The sequence below is a fragment of the Streptomyces sp. RLA123 genome (genome assembly GCF_056270165.1).
The window spans coordinates 336943-357262 of record NZ_JBWDOR010000003.1 but is presented as its reverse complement, the minus strand read 5'-3'; the positions used below and the strand labels follow the sequence as shown (position 1 = coordinate 357262).

Sequence of the window (20320 nt, the reverse complement as noted above, 5' to 3'; positions counted from 1 at the left end):
CCGGGAGACACAGGAACAGGGTCTGATCGGTCTCGCCCGGCATGGTGAAGGCCTGGTACGCGACGGTCGGGCTGCCGACGATGGGGTGGCGGTGGCGTCCGTTCCCGTGGGTGCGGTCGTAAACCGCTCGACATCCTGCTGCGGTGGGACGACGTAGGGAACGACCGGCAGCCGACGCTGGGCCGTGAGGCCGGCACCAGACGGCAGCCGATGTCGGCACGCTGCCGCTTGGCGAGGAGAGGGGGATGGCCGGCCTGGCTGTCCAGGCTCCGAGGCATGAGCGGACCGGTGTTGGTGATTGAGTTGGCGGAGGCGGTCCCAGGCAGCGCAATCCAGCGGCTTCACGAGTTTCTGGTTCGCTCCTCGGCCCGTTTTGAGGAGAAGCGGGTCGGCGAGTACGACGTGAACATCCACGCGGAGAGCCTCGGCATCACGGACACCGGTGGCGTCGACGGGCGTCGGCCCGTACTGATCTCTCTCATGGGGCCCGGTATCGGCGACGAGGCCATCTTCGACGCCGAACATGCTGACGAAGTCGACCAGGAACCCCTCATTGGCTTTGCCCCGACCTACGCAGTCGATGTCATCGCGTTCTGCAACCGACCAGTCGACCACGTCGTCACAGCCCTGCTGACAGCCGCTGTGAGCGGCCGGCGTCATTTCCCCGTGATTTTGGCGGGCCGGGCCCGGTTCTGATCGCTCTGCACGCGAGGGCGCGGATTGTGCTCCGCTGGCCGAGCGGCTGGGCTCCCAATGGCGAGTGATCGCGCTCGACCAGCGAGGGCATGGCAAGTCTGATCAGGCCACCGACACGAGCGCAGCGGCCAGGGTGCGTATCGAGTCATGATCTAGTGGCGCAACAGCCAACGCCAGCGCGGCTGTTCGAGCACGACCGACGTCGCAGCCAGCGCGGTTGCGACGACCGCCGCCCACGTGGGCCACGCAAACCACGGCGCCACCGCTGCGGCGGCCACTTCGAGGAGCACGAGCAGGAGCATCGCTGCGCCGGGGATCGCCACCGGCGGGTCGAAGGGGCGGTCGCCGGGTGTTCCGACGACGGCCGGAAGTCCGATCAGCAGGACCAGCGCGGTGGTCGCGACCGCCCAGTCGACCTGGTGCAGCGCCCACGGGGTGGCCGTCCAGCCGATCAGTTCGGCCAGGAACCGTAGCCCGGAGGCGGCGTTGGTGCGGTTCGGGGAGTCGGCGGCCTGGGTCATGGTCCCTCCCCGGCATGGAGCGGCGCCGTGTCGGGCCCGCCGATGGCGGCCTCGGCCCGCGTGCCGTTGATGGGCGTGTCGACGACGAACCGGTAGCTGTCGGCGGGGTCGCGCTCTATCTGGAAGGCATCGTTGCTTTCGATGCCGACGAAGCCGTGGATCACGGTGTGCAGGGCTCGGACCGCGTCGATGGCTCGCTCGTCGGTCAGCCCGAAGCCGGCGACCGCGTCGAACACGATCTGCACCGCTTCGTAGGTCACGGCCTGGTATTCCTCGTCTTCGGGGCGAGGGACACGGATGCTGGCGGCGTACCGGCCGGGGTGGTCGAGGGCCCACTTCCGGTATGCCTCGGCGATCGCGCGAACCGCGTTCGGACCGGACCGGCCGACGGCGGCCCGCGTCAGGACCGCGTCGATGTCGCCGACGGCCTGGAGGCCGACGCCCCGCTGGAGGGCGTCCAGCGAATCGACGTGCTGGTACAGCGACGGTGTCCGCACGCCGACCCGCTCGGCCGGCAGGCCCATGGTCAGGCCGGCGAAGCCGACTTCCTCGGCGAGTTCCGACGCGGCCGCAATGACCGTGGCCCGGTCGAGTCCGGCCCTAGGCACGGGCCGTCTTCAGGAACGAGCGCACCAGGCCGACCACTGGCGACGGGAACTGGACCTGCGGGTAGTGGCCCGCCCCCGGGAGCATCTCGAGCCGGCCGACGCCCTCCGGCAGCGCGGCCACGATGGCCTCGCCCTCGGCCTTCGGGTCACTCCAGTCGGGATCGAGGGTGCCCATGACGACCAGGACCGGGCAGTGCACGTTGCCGAGTTGGGCACCGGCGTCGGCGGCGCTGTTCATCTGCTTCTGCAGGGCCTTCATCCGTCCCGGCTCGTGCAGCATCGCGTCGGTGCGCTCGAGGCTCGCGGCCCAGTCCGCCGGGCGCGGCTCCGGGGTCGCGAGCTCCAGGTATTTCCGCCACTGCTTGTGGCTGCCGAACATCGCGACGGCCGAGATCGCCTTTGCGGCCTTGCGGTAGCGGGACACGCCCAGGGCGCTCAGCGAGTATTCCACCTTGCGGGTGAACGGCGCGAGTTCGACGACGGCGCTCACGAGCGCCGGCGCCTTGGCAGCGGCGATCGTCGCGGCACCGCCGGAGACGGAGTGGCCGACCAGCACTGCGGGACCGCCGAGATGCTCGATCAGTGCGATCAGGTCGCCGGCGATGTCGGTGCGGGTGTAGGACGGCCACGTCGCGGTCGACTCGCCGCTGCCTCGCAGGTCCACGGCCGCGACCCGGTAACCGGTGGCCACTAGCTCTGGGACCATGAACCGATAGGCGTCGCGGCTCTGGCCGATCCCGTGCGCAAGCACCATCAGCGGCCCGGAGCCGGTCACCTCGTAGGCGACGGTGCCGCCTTCCACGTTCAGGAACTCAGTCATGTCGATCTCCGTAGTTGATCTCGATAGCCACGACAGCGGAATCAGTTGCCGGGCCGGGAACCGGGCCGATCAACGGCCGGGCAGGTTGTTCAGCGGCGCGGAGCGGCGCTCCAGGAGCTCGGCGTAGGCGCCGTCCCGCTCGGCCCAGCGCAGCGGCAGCGCGGCCTCGGCGATGACCTCGCGGGTCGTAGGCTCCACGGCCAGCAGCTCCATCACCTCATCGAGGTAATCGTCGACGGGCACGGCCGCCGGGTTGAGCTTCGCCATCGCCGGGGTCGCGACGGCCGGCGGCACGAGCTCGGCCACCTCCACGCCGGTCCCGGCCAGGTGCGCCCGCAGCGACTCGGTGTAGGAGTGGACCGCGGCCTTCGTGGCGCCGTAGGTGGCCATGAGCGGGAAGGGCAGGAACGCGATTCCCGAGCTCACCGTGATGATCGTTCCGGCGCCGCGGCCGATCAGATGCGGCGTGAAGGCGTCGATCACCCGGATGGTACCGAGCAGGTTCGTGGCGACCATGTTCTCGGCGTCGGTGATGTGCGCGGGGTCGCGCAGGTCTTCGGTGAGCAGGACTCCGGACATCGTGACGACGACGTCGAGGTCGGGGTGCGCGGCGAGCACATCGTCGCGGGCCCGCAGGACCGAGGCGGGGTCGGTGACGTCGATCCGAACGGACTGCAGGCCGTCCCGTGGCTCGGGCTGGCGCCCGCCGACGACGACCGTGTTGCCGTCCTTCGCGAACCGGTGCGCGAGTTCGAGCCCGATGCCAGAGGTGCCACCGACGATGAGCACTGTGCGATTGGTGAGCTTCACCAGAACCTCCCTGTAACGTTCGGTAGTCGGCCGACAACTACCTGTCTTCCGCAACCAGGCTCGCTCACATGCTTTGGAACTGGAAAGGCCCTGCCGATCCGGGGTGTGCCAGGACCCCCTCTGCGACCGTCGGCCGCGGCTACCGTGGGAGGCATGCCTCAAGACGACGCGAACCGGCTGGGCGAGTACCTGCACGCCCGCCGCGACCTGGTCACGCCGCAGCAGGCCGGCATCCCCGGCGGCGCCAACCGGCGCGTCCCAGGGCTGCGCCGCGAGGAGGTCGCGATGCTTGCCGGTATCAGTGCGGACTACTACCTGCGGCTGGAGCGCGGCAGGGATCACAACCCCTCCCCGCAGGTGCTCCAGGCCATCGCCCGTGTCCTGCACCTCGACGACCTGGAAACCGAGTACCTGCTCGGACTCAACGTGCTCCGCCCGCCGGCCCGCCGCAAGCAGCGCACGCCGCGCCTGCCCGCCCGGTTGCACCATCTGTTGGCGGCCGTGGACGTGCCGGCGTTCGTCGAGGACCGGTACTTCGACGTCCTGGCCTCCAACCAGCTCGCGATGGCGCTGTCGCCGCGGCTGCGGCCTGGCGGGAACCGGCTGCGCTCCCTGCTGCTCGACCCCGAGGAACGCCACTTCCAGCACGACTGGGAGGGGGCGGTCGTCGACTCCGTCGCGGCGTTTCGCCGTTCGGTGGACGACAGCGTCTCCGACCAGCGCTCAGTCGAACTCGTCGGCGAGCTGTCCCTGGCCAGCAACCGCTTCCGCACCCTGTGGGCACGGCACGACATCAAAGCGCTCGGCTACGCCAGCACCGTCAACCATCCGGTCGTGGGCGAACTGCACCTCAACCGCGAGAAGCTCGCCGTCGGAGACCTGCTGCTCGTGCTCTACTACCCGGACCAGGACAGCGACGCCGCCGAGAAGCTGCAACTGCTGACCTCCCTCGCCCCTGCCGGCGGGCAGCAGCCCGCTGCGGCCGTCGACCCGCCGACAGGCCGCGACGTCGACGCCTGCCACCGATCGCAGGACAGTCGGGGCCGACGTAGACCGTGACGCCCTGCTCGCTCTGACAAATACGCTGTTGATCACTGAGCGCGGCACCGTCCGCGGCCTGACCGACGGCCAGGCCGCGGCGAGCCCACGGCCGGCGCACTGCGCCTGGGCGGGCCGGCTCGCGGACCCTGCGGTTGCTGTCGCTGCCGCAGACCCACCGGTATTGGCCGGGCGAGGAGCTGGCCCGTCGGCTGGGTGTGTCCATCCGTACGCTGCGCCGCGATGTCGACCGGCTCCGCGAGCTGGGTATCCGGTGCGCGCCAGCCGAGGGGTGGACGGTGGCTACCAGCTGGAGCCGGGTGCGGCACTGCCACCGCTGGTGCACGGCGACGAAGCTGTGGCCTGGCCGTAGGGTTGCAAGCCGCCGGTCGGCGGCATCGACGACAACACTCTGCACCCCCAGGAAGTGGTGTGCGGGATCGTGCGTGTCGGAGGTGTTGATCTCGCGGTTGGGGTAGGGGATCGATTTTCCGTTGCGTACCTGAGCGACCGGGAACGGCGACCTTGTCGCCCCAGTGGGGGAAGTTCACGAACACCCGGCCGGTGCGTGAGGCGCTCACTCCTGTGGGCGTTGCGCCGTTGAATTCCGCGACAGGCTCGGTTGTGGTCGTCCCTGCTGAAGCGAAATGGACTGCTATTTTCAGGGTGGCGTCATGTCCGTCGCTGCTTCTGATCCGATCATCGCGGGAAACATTGCGCTGTCCTTTCACCGGGCCGCCGCCGGCGTTACCCGTCGGGTCCTCGAGTCCCACGGTCACCGGGTGAAGAGCATCGAAGCAGAACACGAAGAGCTCTTCGATCTGCTCAGCAAAGGTGAGGTCGATGTGCTCGTGTCGGCGTGGCTCCCGTCCAGCCACGGCAGGTATCTGTCCGGGTACCGCGAACCGGCCCGGGTGCTGAGGCCTCACTGTCAGCCGTGCTGCGTAGGGGCAGTGCCGCCATATGTTCCCGTCGACGAGGTCGGGGAGGTGTCCGATCTCGCCCGATCGGGGATTGCGGAGCACATGACGAAGGCCACCGAGGGCATCAACCCGGGCGCCGGTATCAGCCGCTTCTCAGCCACCATGGTGGGCGCGGGCTGGACCGGGCCGGATACACCTTCACGCCCGGGGAGGAGGCCCTCCCCGCCCGCGAGGACCGCGGCATCTCCGCACACGAATGGTTCGTGATCCCGCTGTGGCGCCCGCAGTACCTCAACCGCCACCACCGCCTGCGTCGACTCGAGGAGCCCAGGGGGCTGCTGGGCACCGTGGACGACGCGTGCCCGGTCATCGACCTGGAGGCACTGGAACGTATACGCCCCGAGGCCGTCTCCCGACTGGACGCGCTGCGTCCGGGCAACGACGGTGTCGAGGAGATCGGCGCCCTCATCGACGTCACCGGGTTGGGCCCACTGCGGGCCGCCGACCGCTACCTCGCCGACCATCACCCCGACGTCACTCTTTGACCTGGCCCACGGCAACACGAGCGCGACCCCATCGCTCACCGCCCGCACCGAGAAGGAATCATCCCTATGAACACCACGTCCATGCGCGCTGTCGGCTACCGCAGGAACCTGCCGGTCAGCAACGAGGAGAGCCTGATCGACCTGGAGCTGCCCGTTCCGGAGCCCGGGCCGCATGATCTGCTGGTCAAGGTGGAGGCGGTCGCCCTCAACCCCGTTGACTACAAGGTCCGTCTGAACTCCGATCCCGCCGGAGAGCCGAGGGTTCTCGGCTGGGATGCGGCAGGCAGCGTCGTCGGCGTCGGAGAGAAGGTGCGGCGATTCGAGGTCGGCGACGATGTCTACTACGCCGGTGCGATCGACCGGCCCGGGGCCAACTCCGAGTACCACGCGGTCGATGAGCGCATCGCGGCGCTCAAGCCGGCCACCCTGTCCTTCAGCGAGGCCGCCGCGTTGCCGCTGACCTCGCTGACGGCCTGGGAAGGGCTGTTCGAGCACCTGGGCCTGGAGAACGGCGGCATGAATCAGCAGGGTGCCCTGCTGGTCGTCGCGGCAGGCGGTGGCGTCGGGGCGATGGTCGCCCAGCTCGCTCGCGCCCTCACCAGCTTGACGGTGATCGGCACCGCCTCGCGACAGGAGACGAGCGACTTCGCCACCCGCATGGGCGTCCAGCACATCGTGAACCATCACAAGCCGCTGGCGCCTCAGCTCGCCGAGGTCGCCCCGGCGGGCGTGACCCACGTGTTCAGTACCATCAACACCGACGGCAACCTGCCCGACTACGTCGAGGCTCTGCGCCCGTTCGGCCGTATCGTCGCCATCGACGACCACGAGACCCTTCCCATCGGACTGCTCAAGCCCAAGAGCATCGCCTTCCACTGGGAGTTCATGTTCACCCGTTCCCTCTTCCAGGCTCCTGACCAGGACCGGCAGCACCACATCCTGACCCAGGTCGCTCGCCTCGCGGACGCCGGCATCCTGCGGACCACGGCCACCAAGGACCTCGGGCCGGTCAACGCGGCCAACCTCCGCGAGGCACACCGCATCCTCGAATCCGGCACCGCCATGGGGAAGATCACCCTCACCGGCTTCTGAACGGCGATCGCAGCGTCAACCGGCGGCAGCGAAGCGCCACGACGGCGCCCCTGGGTCCGAGTTCGGCTCGGTTCCGGGGGCGCGCGTGTCCGTCCACTCACCGCGAGGGGAACGAAACCGCTGTCGGTTCTTCGGAGCTATTCCACAGCCTGCGCTGGAGCGACGCGTCGTAGGACTGACCGCTCGACCGCTCGACCGCTCGATCGCACGGCCTTCGGACAGCCGCTGCTCTGCTGGAATCCACGCGGGCCGTAGACCTCCCCTCCTTGGACGCTTGGGGTCCGTCGCGGCACGGAGTACGGTCAGCGCCCCCATCGCCGGAGACGGGAGGGGCAGTGGCCGCACGGCCGCGCACGCCGTACGAGTGGGAGCGGACGCACGCTGCTCCGGGTGCTGTCCAGTGCCGTGGTCGCTGAAGTTGCAAGGTGCGTGGGCCGAGCCGGCGCCGGGCGGGCAGGCGTAGAAGCCTGCGGGATGCGGGTCCCGGGAGCCGGGAGGCCGTCCGAGGGCGCGGCCCGCTGCGGTGGCGGGGCGGGTCCGGGGGGTATGGCCGTTCTGTGGGCGTGCGGGCCGAGGTGGTGCCCGGAGGTCTGAATAGCAGGATGAAACTCAGGGGGTATCCTTGCATGCGTCGGCATGCCGCAGCCGGCAGATGCGGGAGTCGGCGCAATCGCGAGTCGACACCACGTGGGAGGTGGACGGTGTCAACCGAACGGCAATGGTCGGGCCCCACGGACGACGAACCGGCGTGCTCCATCGAGCGCAGCCTGCAGATCCTCGGCGAGCGCTGGTCCTTCCTGGTGCTCCGCGAGATCTTCGCCGGCAAACACAAGTTCGCCGAGATCCAGTCGGCCCTGGGCATCGCATCGAACCTGCTCAGCGCCCGGCTCAAGCTTCTCGTCGAAAGCGGCGTGTTGTGCACGCAGACCTATCAGGAGCCGGGCAGCAGGCCGCGGCAGGGCTATCACCTGACGGAGGCGGGGTGCGACCTGCGCGTGGTGATGTCCGCACTCCAGCAGTGGGGCGACCTCCATCGCCCGCGTCCCTCGGGTCCCTCCGCGCTGCGGCGGACGCGCTCCGGTGCGCCCGTCCATGTGGCGTACGTCGATGACGACGGTCACGAGGTGCCCGTCACCGAGGTGGTCAGCGTCCTGGACACGGTGGGCCGGGGCCTGACCGAAGCCGCGGGCAGGGGAGCCGGCCCTCCCCGCTGACGGCCGCAGGGCCCTCGCCCCTGGACGGCTCTTACCGCATCTGCGGCAACTCCTTCAGGGGGGCGACGTTGCGCCCGCCGCGTGTCACGGGCAGTCCCCGCACCATTCGGTCGATGAGGTGTTCGTAGTGCAGGCCGGCGTCCGCGAGGTAGAGGTCGTCACGGGTGGTGTGGCCGTCGGTCAGGAGGACTGCGTTTCCGTCTTCCCGACGGTAGGATTGTTGTCATGACGACACCCAGGGAGAAGGTCAGCATCACGCTCCCGCCTGATCTGGCGAAGCGGGCGCGAGCTGCCAGCGGCGGGAACCTGAGCGACTTCGCGGCCAAGGCGCTCGAGGAGAAGCTGCTTGCGGATGCCATGGTCGAGTACCGCCGGCTGCGTGCCGCCGACCCGGCTGACGATGTTCTCAACGCTGCCGAGGCGGACGCCGCGTGACTGATATCCAGCGGGGGGCGGTGTGGCGCGTCCCCACTGTCGGGCGTGAGAGAACCGTCCTGGTGCTGGAGAACAACGCGGTCATCCGTCTGCATCCGGGTGGCATCGTGTGCGTGGTGATCCAGGAAGCCGAAGACGCGCTGGACACCCTCGTCACCGTGCCGATCACCACGCCCGTGCGCGGAGTCGTCATGGCACCCGACATCGCGGGCTTCCGCCCGCAGAGGTTCGAGGACGGCAAACTCATCGGCTATCTGTCCACGGAGGACATGGAGCGGGTGGAGCGCGCTGTGCGCGCCGTCCTGGACCTGTAGCCGCGACTGCTTCCGATCTCGCCCCGTCCGGCCAGGCCGGACGGGGCGAGATCGTGTCCGGGTCATGACGGCGGTCCGCCAGGGTGACAGGTCTGCCGCAGTCGCCGCCGCCGGCGCACTTCCACCCCCCGGAGGCTCCCGCTCGCTCCCTCGTTGTGCGCGCGACGAGGAGGACGGGGACCGCCTTGCGGCGGTAGCGAGTTGCTGGTGCTGTTGCGCCGGGTGTTCAGGATGGCTGGACTTGGTCGAAGAGGGCGAGGGCCTCGGCGGGGTCGGGGCTCACAAGACGTTCCAGCCCCGCCATCGTGATCTTCGCCCACCTGCCGGCCCGTGCCCACATGCGTTCCTCGAAGGCGCGGACGGTCTCGTCCAGATCCTCAGGGCCGGTGGCGATGGACTCGGCGAGCTCGGCGCCTTCCAGCATCGCGAGGTTCGCGCCTGCCCCCAAAGGGGGCATCAGGTGGGCGGCGTCGCCCAGCAGCGTCACCCCGGGGACGTGGGTCCACGTGTGGGATGCGGGCAGGACGTACAGGGGGCGGTGGACGAACGCGGTGCTGTGGCGGAGCAGGTCGAGGACGGGGGCGGTCCAGCCGTCGAACAGAATCAGCAGGCTCGATCGCACGGCCTCGACGTCGGCCAGGTCCAGGTTCGCGTGCCAGTCCAGCGGCGCGCGGAACTGGGCGTACACCTTGACGTGGCCGCCGCTGCTGCGCTGGGCGACCAGAGCACGGTTCACGCCGTACACAGCCACGCAACCGTCGCCGATCAACCGGGCGAGGTCGGGATGGCGGGTGTCGACGTCGTCCAGGGAGGTCTCGACGAAGGTGACGCCGGTGTAGTGCGGCATCACAGACGAGACTGCCGGACGGGTCCTTGACCAGGCGCCGTCCGCGCCGACCACGAGGTCGAACGCCTCCTGCCGCCCGTCCGCGAAATGGACCATTACGCCGTCGCTGGTTCCCGGCACCACCCGCGTCACGCCTCGCCCCCACCGGACGTCGACAGGGCCGAGCAGCAGGTCGCGGAGTTGCCCGCGGTCGATCTCGGGATTGGCCCGGTCATCTGGACGGGGACGCCAGTCGCGCAGGACGGTCCCGTCCACGTCCAGGATGCGCATGGCCTGCCCCTCGGGACGGGACAGCGCCTGGAACTCCGCCAGGAGACCCGCCTTGTCCAGTGCGACCTGGCCCAGCCCCTTGTGCAGGTCCAGCGTGCCGCCCGGGGGGCGGGCGTCGGGGGCGGGATCGCGTTCGAGGACGGTGACGGGGTGATCGTGTCGGTGCAGGACGCGGGCGAAGGTAAGGCCGGCAGGACCGCTCCCGACCACTGCGATGCGATGTCTCATGTCGATACAGTGTATTGATCCGCTACGTTGTATCGCAACCGGTACGGTGTCCCTATGACTGTGTGGGACCGGCCCGAGCCGCCGACTCAACCCGTGCCCCTCGACCGCGAGAGGATCGTGGCCGCCGCCATCGCTCTGGCAGACGAGGGCGGGCTGGAGGCGGTGTCCTTGCGCAAGGTCGCCGCCCACCTGGACGCCGGCCCCATGCGGCTGTACCGATACATCTCCACCAAGGACGAACTGTTCGACCTCATGGTGGACGAGGTCCACGTCGAGATCCGCCCCGAGGGACAACCCGGTGACTGGCGCGAGGCATTGCGCGGCCTCGCCCAACGGACCAGGCAGGCCACTCTGCGCCACGAATGGCTGGCCGACCTGCTCGGCGGCCGCCCGTCCCTCGGCCCGAACGGCCTTGCCGTGACCGAGGCCGCGCTGGCCGCCTTCGACGGCCTCGCCGATGTCGACACCGCCATGCGTGCCGTGGAAACCGTCAGCGCCTACTTCATCGGCGCGATCAGACGCGAGGTCGCGAACCTGCGGGCCGAGCGTGCCACGGGCCTGTCCAAGCGCGAATGGCAGCGGGCGTCCGGCCCCCATGTAACGCACATACTGGCCACCGGCCGCTTCCCGGCGCTGGCCAAGGCCGTCCACGACGGCACCGACGTGGACGCCGAAGCATCCTTCACGACCGGCCTGGACTGGGTCCTCGACGCCGTGGCCGCAAAACTCACCCGGCCGACCGCGTGACGCTCAACTCCCGCCGAAAACGACCGAGATCGCGGTCGATGTTTCCACGGGCCGTGCGGGCCTGCGCCGCCACCGACTCATCACACTGGCTCGGCTCTCAAGCGCGTGGCCCCCTGCCCCGGCACCGCCCGCCGGACGCGAGGCTTCTCCCCTCCTCGGCAGGGAACGCGTCCTCAGTGGAGAGTGCCCGCTGCCCGAGGCGCAGGGAGATCTCCCGGTCACTCCTTGCGCGCGGTTGGCGTGCCGGGGGGCCGGGCATGCGAGGGTACGGATTCCAGGCCTGTTGCGGCCCGGACAACCTTGCGTCCGACACCGATCGGACGCCCCATTGCGTACGGCGCAGGCGCGGGCAGCTCATGTCAGTGTCGAACACCTCGCGGGTGAGGACCTGATGGCGGATCAATCGCAGACCGATCGGGTCTGTGCTGTGGGGGACGGTGGCGGACGGCGTCGGCGGCCAATGCGCTGACGATCAGTTGCGTGGCGTCCTGGAGATCTACCAGGCCCCATTCGGTCAGCTGGTGGGCTGCCATGTGCCGACCACCGCTGACAGCGGCCCAGTCGCTGGGCAGCGTCCAGAAGACGACCGGGGCGGGGCTGAGTGAAGGCGTCCGCGATGGGGCGACGGGGTGCAGCGCCGTGCGGTGATCACCCCTGCCCCTTGCTTGCGAGAGGCCCCGGGCCCTCAGGATGGTGAAAGTCCGTTGGGTGCGGCTCGTTTCGAGGGAACTCGTGACCAGCCGGTCGTAGGTGCCTGGGCGCCTGGAGCACCCGATATTCCGGTGTGGGCGGTGTGACCTGGGGTTACTGTGCTGCCGTGATTCTGACTGACGCCGAAATTGCTGACTTGCTCAGACCCGCGGGGCTTCGACTCGTGGAACGGGTCCAGCAGGAGGTTCCGCTGCCCCCGCTGCCGCAGTACGTGTCGCCTGCGAGCGCCCGGCCTGAAGACGGGCGCTTCGACTCCGACCCGGATGAAGTCGCCGACCTGGATGCTCCGAACTTCGCGGACAAGGTCAACGCGAGCTGGCACCGTATGGCCACGGAGTACGGACTCCTCGACGATCAGCGGGAGTTCCTCCTGTCGCTGGGCCGCGCACGCCTCGGGGAAGACCCAGACGATGAGCCCTACGAGGTGTGGTTCCGGGTCCAGCTGCTCGATGAGTGGAACCTGGTGGGGAGCGAGGTGGACTTGCTGCGGAGCGGGTTCGCGACACTCTTCACTGATCGTTTCGTTCCGGAGTTCACGGTGGCTTCCCTGGACGGTCGGATGATGATGCAGACCACGGTGTGGGGTGACGGCACTCTCAGCAGCATCGTGATCCGTCCGTAGCTGGCCCCGAACGAGACAGCCACTCCCGCTCTGGTCTGCTCGTCTCTACCGTGGTAGCGGGAGAGGAGCGGTGTATGGGCTCGCTGTTCGAAGAACTGGAAGCCCGCGAGGCGACTGCCCGGACGCGGGTGGAGGAGCTGGAAGCCGAGCTCGCCGAGGTGTCCAGGCGGCTGAGTGCGGCCCGGGAAGGGCTGGAGCGACTGCGGATCGCTCGGGAGACGGTCGCCGAGGTGCTGGCGGAGATGACACCGCAGAAACCGGGGGACGCGGTCGACACCGATCGGTCGAGCGCGGTTGATTCCACGGCGTCGGCGTATGCGGGGGCCGAGCGGCACGTGATCGGGGTGCTGACGGTGCCGAACTGGCAGCCCGGGATGGGGACGGAGGTCCTGCCACGCGTGTATCGGGACATTCTGGAAGTGGTGGCCGACGCTCCGGGGCCGGTCCGCGCCAAGCAGATCGTGCCGAGGATCGGGCTGCCGGCCGAGGCCGGGAAGATCGAGGGCACGCGGTCGAAGCTGAAGCGGCTGGTGGAGCGCGGTTGGCTGGACGAGGACACGCCGGGCATGTTCGCTCCGGCTCGCCGCCGAGGTGGCGCTTCACCCAACTCCCGTTAACAGCAGGGCTCTTCCGCGCCTACATTCGAAGGTGCGACCCAATCGATGCTGGACGGGAAGAGCCCTGGAGATGACACTGTACGACACGCATGCCACCGCTGACCCCTTTGCCTACTCCCTCAGTGCCTTCGAGACGCTGATACGCACCCTGTCAGGCGGCGATGCGAGCACCTGGACCCATGCCGAACTGGAGGAACACCTCGAAAAGGCCGGGCGGGACCTGCTCCGGCTGCTGCTGCAGGACCACCTGGACCTGCGTGCGGCGCGCGAGGAGAAGCAGGTCCGCGCAGGTGCCGGCCCAGTCGTAGTAGGGCCGGAGGGCCGGGTGCGCCCCTGGCGCGAACCAGGCCACCAGCGCTGGCTGGCCACCGTGTTTGGGATGGTCCGCGTCACCCGGGTCGCCCACCGCGGCCCCGGCGCCTGCAACGTCCATCCCGCCGACACCGCGTTGTCGCTGCCCGCCGGCCGGCACTCGACGGGTTTACGGCGACTCGCACTCACCGAAGCCGTCCGCGGCTCGTTCGACCAGGCACACGACGCGATCGAGCGCCGATGCGGGAACGTGCTCGGCAAGCGCAGGCTGGAAGAGCTTGTGGTCGCCGCCGCGGTCGACATCGACGGCTTCTACCAGGCCAGGATCCCGGTCCCGTGCAGCCGAGAGATGCCGCTGGTGGTCCAGGTGGACGGAAAGGGCGTGGTCATGCGCCCCGAGGCTCTGCGCGAAGCCACCAGACGAGCCGCCGAGAAGGCAGCCAGCGGCCACCGCGGCCGACTCGCCCCCGGCGAGAAGCCGAACCGCAAGCGGATGGCGACCGTGGCCTGCATCTTCGACACCCGCCCGGCGCCCAGACGCCCGCACGACGTGATCCACCCACCCGGCGGCCGCAGCGGCGAGCGTCCCGCCCGCCCAGGACCGAAGGCGGAGAACAAGTGGTGCACCGCCTCGCTCGTCCGCTCGCCCGAACAGGTCATCGCCGACGTCTTCGACCAGGCCCAAGCCCGCGACCCGAAGCACCTGCGACCGTGGGTCGTCCTCGTCGACGGCGCCCGCCACCAGCTCGACCTCATCGCAGCGGAGACCGCCCGACGCGGCGTCACGGTCCACATCCTGCTCGACTTCGTGCACGTCGCCGAGTACACCTGGGCTGCCGCCCACGCCTTCCACAAACCCGGAACCACCGAGGCAGAAGCCTGGGCGGCCGACCATCTGACGGCGATCCTGGCAGGCCACGCCGCCCGCGCGGCCGCGGAGATGACCGCTCAAGCCGTTGAAGAACAACTGCCCGCCGCCCGGCGCGAGGCCGTCGACGCCTGCCACCGCTACTTGACCGGGCACCTCGACCAGCTTCGCTACGACACCGCACTCAACAACGGGTGGCCGATCGCCACCGGCGCGGTCGAGGGCGCCTGCCGACACCTGATCGCCGATCGCCTCGACATCACCGGCGCCCGCTGGGGCCTACCCGGAGCCGAAGCCATCCTGCGACTACGTGCCGTCGTCGCCAACGGCGACCTCGAACCCTACTGGCGCTTCCACACCCGCCATGAGCACGCGCGCATCTACCCCGACTCCTACCCGCAGCAAGTCGCCCTCACTGCTTGATCAACGTCGTCCCTCGAAACGAACTGCACCCAAGTCCGTTCCTGCTACCGCATGTTGCAACCGCATTCCGCCGGGGCTCACACCGTACGCCGCCTTGAAAGCGCGACTGAAGTGGGGTGCGCTGGCGAACCCCCACCGGTGGGCGATGGCCTCGATCGTCATGAACTGATGCGCCGGCGACACCAGTTCTCTCCTGCACTCTTCGAGGCGCTGCGTCCTTATCCATTCGCCGAGGGTGATTCCGGCTCGGGACAGGGTCAGGTAGAGCCAGCGTACGGACACGTCATGCTCGGCGGCGATACGTGCGGCGGTCAGGTCGGGTTCTGCCAAATGGAGGCGGACGTATTCCTGAACACGCTGAAGAAGTGTGTTGTTCGCAGGCGCTCTGGCCAGGTCGTCTCGGCCCAGGGTCGTGGTGACCACAGCCCTGATCAGGTCGACGCAGGGCTCCGCGAACAGGGCGGTCTCAGCCTCGCCGACAGCGGCCTGATTACGGGCCAGTCGGGTGAAAAACGCTACTGCGGCACCCACGACCGGGCGCTCCGCACTGAGTCGCACGGCAGTGATCTGGTCGAGCAGGGACGGGCGCAACCCCAGGACATACGTGGGAACGCGCAGAAGGACCGCGCGTACCGCGCCGTCGAAAACGACCTCGTAGGGCTTCGCGTTCTGCAGCACCACGAGATCTCCCGCCCGTATCACGCCCTCCCTGCCCCCCTGGCGGAACCGGGAGACCCCCGCTTGCTGCAAGCTGACGAGAACGTGCGGCACCATGTCCTCGTCCACCGGGGCAGTGGCACGGCAGAGGCGGGCCACGTTCCAGCCGACTTCTGAGACCATCACCGACCCCACCGCGTTGGTGGTCACATCGGCCCTCAGGTGATTCGGGTCCGCTGGAAGGTCCACCTCTATGCGGCCGTTGACGGACCACGAGAATTCACGGATCGCGTCCGCACGATCACTGGGAGCCAGTGACGCCACGTCGAGTCGATCTGCCATGCGGGCTTCCTCCTCAACCGGTCACGGAGCCTGTGTTGCGGGGCCGGGTCTCCACGGTACTGCGGCCAGTGGTCCGCTTTATGGCTTTTATGGGAGTCCTTGTGTCGCCCGACATGGCGCCCGTTCGGTACCGAGCGCCTTATTCGGCCGCCAACCGAACGAGACCCGCAAGCATGCAAGGCCAACCCCGCCAATTTCACCGAGCGTGCACACCCCGTCACGAGTGCGCCCCTGGTCCGCTCCTGTGTGTGCTTGGTCTACCCGCCGGGCGTGACGGGAGTCGGGCCGCATGCGGTTGCCGGGCCGGGCTTGGTGGTCGGCTGCACTTGGGCGGTGCGCGGTCGGCCCGGCAGGCGTGGCGCGGGATCGCGTTGTGCCGGCCGACGGTCGCCCGTGCCTGCCCGTCGTCGGCGGGTCCGTGGTCGCCATGACCTGTCCGGCAGGCATTGCGGTGGACGACGTGCCGGATCGTTTTCGCGTCGCGACATCGCTCGATGGACCAGGGCGGACGGGTGTGCGCGGGCAACGTGATCTTCAGGACGGCCGCTTGGGTGGGCGTGTGCTGAGCTGATCGCCCGCTGCCCCGCCCGGGGCCAGCTGCGACTTACGCCCGGTCCTGACGTGACCTATGATAGATGCCGCTTAACATGTAAATGGAAGGTGGGTGCTCGCATGGGCCGCGGGGCTCTGCGAACCCGAGTCGGTGAGCGGCCTGCGGAACCGGCTGCCGGGCTCACACGGTCACCGTCATGACCTGCGACCGCCCGGTGACCGACCGGCGTCACCGACGGCACCGCCCCGCGCATCGCCGGGGCATTTCCTTATGACGGTCGAGGACTTCCTCAACGAGAGCCGCTCGCTTTCGCACTCGACTACGCCACCACAGCAGCCTGACCCGGGCATCGCACGTCGGCGCACGCGGTGGGGCAAGGCAGGCAGTGAAGCCTCTCGCCGCCGAGTCGGCATGGCGCGCCGCCATCGCCCGCGACGCGCCTGCGATGTGCGGTCCGACGCAGGACATCGATGTCGATGCCACGGTAGTAGGGGTCCGCGGCGGTGATCGGTTCGGCGCGAGCGGCCAGGACGAGGTGTTTCCGTCGGCGGGCATGGCGTCGAGGTCCTGGCGAGCCTCTGCCGTCCGGTCCAGCCGGCAGGGCGGATGGGGGAGGCCGTCCGTCACTGACGGGCTTCACCGTTACTGCTTCACGTCGCAAGCGGCTGTACTCGTGCACGTTCGGCACGTCAGCCCTGGTCCGGGTGGGGTGCGTTCGTGTCGAGGCAGGCGAACAGGTCGGCGACCAGGGGTGCCGCGTGCTGTTCGAGGTAGAAGTGACCGCCGGGGAAGGAGCGTGTGGCGAAGCTCGAACGGGTCACTGCGGACCAGGCGTTCACCGCGTCCTCGTCGACGTGCTTGTCCTGGTCGCCGTAGTAGGCGACGACAGGAACGGCCAGACTCGGCGGCGGGACCGTGGCCTCGTACGCGGCGAGGAGGCGGTAGTCGGCCCGAATCAGTGGCAGGAACAGTTCCCTGAGCTCCGGGTTGGCGAGCGCCTCCGCGTTGGTGTCGCTCATGGAGAGCAGATCCTCGACCAGTTCATCGTCGCTCGCGTCGGCGAGATTCCGGGAGCGCATCTTTTCCGGCCCGGGTCGACCCGAGACGAACAATGCCTTGAGCCCGGCCGCGTCGGGAGCCGCCGCGAGGCGTGCCGCGACTTCGAATGCCACGGAAGCGCCCATGCTGTGGCCGAAGAACACCAGCGGACTGCCGGCGAGATTCGCGCATGCCTGAGCTATCGGCTCGGCGAGCTCCTCCATACGCTGAGCCGGAGGTTCGGCAAAGCGGTCCTCCCGCCCCGGGTATCGTACGGCCAGCAGTTCGACATCGTCGGGAACGAGTCCGGTCCAGGAACGGAAGAAACTGGCCGACCCTCCCGCGTGTGGGAAGCAGATCAGTCGCAGGCGTGGGACCCGGCAGTTCCGCACCTGTCGGAACCAGGGGTGAAGCGACGTCCCACTGGCCGGGCGGTGCATCACGTCTCTTCTCTTCTCTGTTGTCAGTGTCTGAGGGTTCGGCTGTCATGAAGCAGTGAGGGCCGAGCCTGTGAAGGCTCCGGCGAGCATGCCGTCGGCTGGTTCGCCGCTCCTCATGAGCGGGAGGTCGTGCATGCACGGGGGTCCTGGTCCATCCGCCATCTTGTTCGGTCCGAACGGCACCGACCGGTTGACTCGCGGTGGTTTGGTGAAGGTGCCGAGGACCGCTGGTGCGGCGCAGGATCTCCTCGGCCGGCCGTTCCTGCAGTGTGCGGACCAGTTGGCCTGCCAGGTCTCACGCCAGAAGCCGGGGCAGGCTAACACGTCGTGCCGGGTGGCATCCACGTGCGGTGCGGCCTCGGGGCTCTGAGTATGGCCCAGGGCGGCGCGTTGGCTCTCGAAGACCTGATGCTTGCCGACACGCTCGCAAGTGGACCTGATGTCACTGCGGCTCGTGCCGTTGTCCAAGCACGGCATGCCGAGCGGGACGCCGGGGTGGTGGCCCGGAACCCCCGCCGTGCGAAGGCTCATAACCTGCCCACGCCCAGGTGGCACACGTGTCCGGCCCACCACCCCCGTGTCACTTGACGCTCCGTCAATGTGCGACCGGAGCACCGGTGAGGACCCCAAAGGTTGGGGCACAGTAAACCCGCCGATGATCTTGCGCTCATCGGAGTGTTGCATTTGGTGAAAAAATGAGCGAACCGTTGAGCTTCACTTACGATCCGGCCTTCGCGGTGAACACGACCTTCCTCGAGCGGTATCCAGGGGAACAAGTGAATGCCTGAGGCGTAGTTGTCCGTCCGCTCCCGGATGCCCCGTTCGACAGAAGACCGACGTGGTGTGACGAACCCTCACGGATCGTGAGGGGGCGGTTGCGGGAAGGCAAGATGCGGTGACACCCCGATACCAGAAAACATGGAAGCGATCATGACGAACCCGTTCGAGGACCAGGACGCCCATTACCTTGTGTTGGTCAACGCGGAGAGGCAGTACTCGCTGTGGCCGATATTCGTGGAGATCCCCGACGGCTGGGAGATCGCGCTCGGCAAGGCTCCTCGGCAGGACTGCCTGGACTACATCGAGCAGACGTGGACCGACATGCGGCCGAAGAGCCTTGTCGACGCCGTGGACGGCAACTGAGCCGTCTTCGGGACGACATGCCGCCGGAGAACCGGGAAACCGTATCGGGGGCTCGGCCGCGTCGACCGCTGAAAAACCTTGCTGGGCACGAGCCCATGCTCTCGGCGTAGGTCGTCGGCCGACTCGCGGTCCCATTATACGACCCCCTCATGTCCAGGTCTGCTGATCCAGTGAAATCATCTATGCGCTCTCCAAGGCGAAACACTCCTCGGCAACTGCCGCGGCAGTTCTATGGCGTCTGGGCTGCGGTGACCGTCTCCAGTCTGGGTGACGGCATGCGGCAGGTTGCCCTTCCTCTGCTCACCGCCGGCCTCACTGACGACGCCCGGCAGGTCGCCCTGGTGGCTTTCGCCGGACAGCTTCCCTGGCTTCTGGTCAGTCTGGTGTCCGGTGTCCTCGCGGACAGGCTTGAGCGTCGTCGTGTCCTGTGGCTCGTCGACATGGCGCGGGCAGCGATCACGGCCGGCGTCGCGCTTCTCACGGTGTTCCACGCCCTGTCGATCCCCATGCTGGCCGGGGTCGCCTTTCTCCTGGGCTGCGGCCACACGCTCTACAGCGGCGCTTGGTCCGGCCTCGTGCCCTCCTTGGTGGCGCCCGAGTCGCTGACCAAGGCGAACGGACGCCTCCAGGCCAGTTGGTTGATCGCCGGGAGCTTGGTGGGTGCTCCGGTCGGAGCCGTCCTCTTCGAAATCACACCGGCACTGCCGCTCGGAGTCGACACTCTGTCCTTCATGTGCTCTGCAGGGCTCATTCTGCTGATGCCGAGCGGTCGTCCGGCCGCGTCCGGCGACACTCCTTCCACACGGCGGTCCCTGCGCGAGGACGCCCTGCACGGCCTCCGCTGGCTGTGGCGGCACCGTCTGCTGCGCCGTGTGTGTGCCATGTCAGCGCTGGTCAATCTCGTGGTCGCCGGCCTGATGTCCGTCCTGGTCCTGTACGCGCGGCACACGCTGGGACTGGGAAGTTCCGGCTATGCCCTCCTGGTGGCGGTGTTCGCGGTCGGTGGGATCGCCGGTGTGCCGCTGGCGTCCTACCTGGGGACCCGGATCGGTCCGGTCCGTGTCCTGTGGCTCGGCTCGCTGATCATGGGAGGCGTCTGCGCCGGCATCGGCCTGGCCGGGTCGGCCACGGCAGCGGTGCTGTTCGTCGCCTGTTACGGAGCGGTGAGCCTGGTATGGAACGTCACCGCGGCTTCACTTCGCCAGACGCAGGCTCCGGCCGGTCTGCTGGGCCGGGTCACCATGACCTTTCAGATGGTCAATGTGAGTGCGGGCGCCTTGGGGGTCCTCCTGACAGGGCTGGTCTACTACGGCATCGGCCCCCGGGCCTCCTTCCTTGCAGGAGCGATACTCCTGTGCCTGGCCGGCGCTTTTCTCTTCGGCTCCCGCGTCGATGCCGCAGTTGAAGAGACCGCCGGGGCGCCGGCCCCGATGATGAACCCGGATCCGCACTGACCACAGTCGGTCGGGAACGCACCCCCTGCTGC

21 protein-coding genes and 1 pseudogene are annotated in these 20320 nt (G+C 68.8%); 15 read left to right on the top strand and 7 right to left on the bottom strand.

The window, feature by feature from the left end:
* The first annotated feature begins 276 nt into the window (after positions 1-276).
* The gene (locus tag RV983_RS01595) at positions 277-696 is read left to right on the top strand and encodes a DUF6368 family protein (RefSeq protein ID WP_475983935.1); all 420 of its coding nucleotides are present in this window, start codon (positions 277-279) and stop codon (positions 694-696) included.
* A 152-nt stretch (positions 697-848) separates the two neighbouring features.
* On the opposite strand, the gene RV983_RS01590 is transcribed toward RV983_RS01595, so the two are convergent.
* The 4 genes from RV983_RS01590 to RV983_RS01575 form a co-directional block, all read right to left on the bottom strand.
* The gene (locus RV983_RS01590) at positions 849-1217 is read right to left on the bottom strand and encodes a hypothetical protein (protein ID WP_475983934.1); all 369 of its coding nucleotides are present in this window, start codon (positions 1215-1217) and stop codon (positions 849-851) included.
* Complete coding sequence (locus tag RV983_RS01585; RefSeq protein WP_475983933.1) at positions 1214-1825, bottom strand: TetR/AcrR family transcriptional regulator; 612 nt, start codon at positions 1823-1825, stop codon at positions 1214-1216. The genes RV983_RS01590 and RV983_RS01585 overlap by 4 nt, the downstream gene beginning before the upstream one ends.
* The gene (locus RV983_RS01580) at positions 1818-2645 is read right to left on the bottom strand and encodes an alpha/beta fold hydrolase (RefSeq protein WP_475983932.1); all 828 of its coding nucleotides are present in this window, start codon (positions 2643-2645) and stop codon (positions 1818-1820) included. The genes RV983_RS01585 and RV983_RS01580 overlap by 8 nt, the downstream gene beginning before the upstream one ends.
* Before the next feature lie 69 nt (positions 2646-2714).
* Positions 2715-3455, bottom strand: coding sequence for an SDR family oxidoreductase (locus RV983_RS01575; RefSeq protein ID WP_475983931.1), 741 nt, complete (start codon positions 3453-3455; stop codon positions 2715-2717).
* 153 nt (positions 3456-3608) lie between these two features.
* On the opposite strand from RV983_RS01575, the gene RV983_RS01570 reads away from it, so the two are divergent.
* The 8 genes and pseudogenes from RV983_RS01570 to RV983_RS01535 all read left to right on the top strand — a co-directional run bounded on the left by RV983_RS01570 (position 3609) and on the right by RV983_RS01535 (position 9016).
* Positions 3609-4514: a helix-turn-helix domain-containing protein gene (locus RV983_RS01570; RefSeq protein WP_475983930.1), complete on the top strand. Its 906-nt coding sequence runs from the start codon at positions 3609-3611 to the stop codon at positions 4512-4514.
* Positions 4515-4642: 128 nt separating this feature from the next.
* A pseudogene (locus RV983_RS01565) lies at positions 4643-4880 on the top strand (helix-turn-helix transcriptional regulator); the annotation flags it as partial.
* Positions 4881-5167: 287 nt separating this feature from the next.
* Positions 5168-5683: a glycine betaine ABC transporter substrate-binding protein gene (locus RV983_RS01560; RefSeq protein ID WP_475983929.1), complete on the top strand. Its 516-nt coding sequence runs from the start codon at positions 5168-5170 to the stop codon at positions 5681-5683.
* Positions 5593-5961, top strand: a complete 369-nt coding sequence (locus tag RV983_RS01555; protein ID WP_475990193.1) for a glycine betaine ABC transporter substrate-binding protein — start codon at positions 5593-5595, stop codon at positions 5959-5961. Before RV983_RS01560 ends, RV983_RS01555 begins: the two co-directional genes overlap by 91 nt.
* Before the next feature lie 66 nt (positions 5962-6027).
* Positions 6028-7053: a zinc-binding alcohol dehydrogenase family protein gene (locus RV983_RS01550; protein WP_475983928.1), complete on the top strand. Its 1026-nt coding sequence runs from the start codon at positions 6028-6030 to the stop codon at positions 7051-7053.
* Positions 7054-7754: 701 nt separating this feature from the next.
* Complete coding sequence (locus RV983_RS01545; protein WP_475983927.1) at positions 7755-8267, top strand: winged helix-turn-helix transcriptional regulator; 513 nt, start codon at positions 7755-7757, stop codon at positions 8265-8267.
* 225 nt (positions 8268-8492) lie between these two features.
* The gene (locus RV983_RS01540) at positions 8493-8702 is read left to right on the top strand and encodes a hypothetical protein (RefSeq protein ID WP_475983926.1); all 210 of its coding nucleotides are present in this window, start codon (positions 8493-8495) and stop codon (positions 8700-8702) included.
* The gene (locus RV983_RS01535) at positions 8699-9016 is read left to right on the top strand and encodes a type II toxin-antitoxin system PemK/MazF family toxin (protein WP_475983925.1); all 318 of its coding nucleotides are present in this window, start codon (positions 8699-8701) and stop codon (positions 9014-9016) included. The genes RV983_RS01540 and RV983_RS01535 overlap by 4 nt, the downstream gene beginning before the upstream one ends.
* Before the next feature lie 226 nt (positions 9017-9242).
* Here the strand turns inward: RV983_RS01535 and RV983_RS01530 are convergent, their stop codons facing one another.
* Positions 9243-10361 carry an FAD-dependent oxidoreductase gene (locus RV983_RS01530; RefSeq protein WP_475983924.1) on the bottom strand — a complete coding sequence of 373 codons (1119 nt, stop codon included), beginning with the start codon at positions 10359-10361 and terminating at the stop codon, positions 9243-9245.
* 54 nt (positions 10362-10415) lie between these two features.
* On the opposite strand from RV983_RS01530, the gene RV983_RS01525 reads away from it, so the two are divergent.
* The 4 genes from RV983_RS01525 (at position 10416) to RV983_RS01510 (ending at position 14661) form a co-directional block, all read left to right on the top strand.
* Positions 10416-11108, top strand: coding sequence for a TetR/AcrR family transcriptional regulator (locus RV983_RS01525; RefSeq protein WP_475983923.1), 693 nt, complete (start codon positions 10416-10418; stop codon positions 11106-11108).
* Positions 11109-11925: 817 nt separating this feature from the next.
* Positions 11926-12441: a hypothetical protein gene (locus tag RV983_RS01520; protein ID WP_475983922.1), complete on the top strand. Its 516-nt coding sequence runs from the start codon at positions 11926-11928 to the stop codon at positions 12439-12441.
* A 74-nt stretch (positions 12442-12515) separates the two neighbouring features.
* Positions 12516-13058, top strand: a complete 543-nt coding sequence (locus tag RV983_RS01515; protein ID WP_467851131.1) for a hypothetical protein — start codon at positions 12516-12518, stop codon at positions 13056-13058.
* Positions 13059-13128: 70 nt separating this feature from the next.
* Complete coding sequence (locus RV983_RS01510) at positions 13129-14661, top strand: ISKra4 family transposase (RefSeq protein ID WP_475983921.1); 1533 nt, start codon at positions 13129-13131, stop codon at positions 14659-14661.
* Here the strand turns inward: RV983_RS01510 and RV983_RS01505 are convergent, their stop codons facing one another.
* Both RV983_RS01505 and RV983_RS01500 read right to left on the bottom strand, forming a co-directional pair.
* Positions 14662-15660 carry an AraC-like ligand-binding domain-containing protein gene (locus RV983_RS01505; protein WP_475983920.1) on the bottom strand — a complete coding sequence of 333 codons (999 nt, stop codon included), beginning with the start codon at positions 15658-15660 and terminating at the stop codon, positions 14662-14664.
* A 1242-nt stretch (positions 15661-16902) separates the two neighbouring features.
* A complete protein-coding gene (locus tag RV983_RS01500; RefSeq protein WP_475983919.1) occupies positions 16903-17691 on the bottom strand; it encodes a thioesterase II family protein in 789 nt (262 codons plus the stop codon).
* Between the two features lie 930 nt (positions 17692-18621).
* Between RV983_RS01500 and RV983_RS01495 the strand changes: the two genes are divergently transcribed.
* Complete coding sequence (locus RV983_RS01495) at positions 18622-18834, top strand: MbtH family protein (protein WP_475983918.1); 213 nt, start codon at positions 18622-18624, stop codon at positions 18832-18834.
* Between the two features lie 149 nt (positions 18835-18983).
* Positions 18984-20288: an MFS transporter gene (locus RV983_RS01490; protein ID WP_475983917.1), complete on the top strand. Its 1305-nt coding sequence runs from the start codon at positions 18984-18986 to the stop codon at positions 20286-20288.
* The last annotated feature ends 32 nt before the right edge of the window (positions 20289-20320 follow it).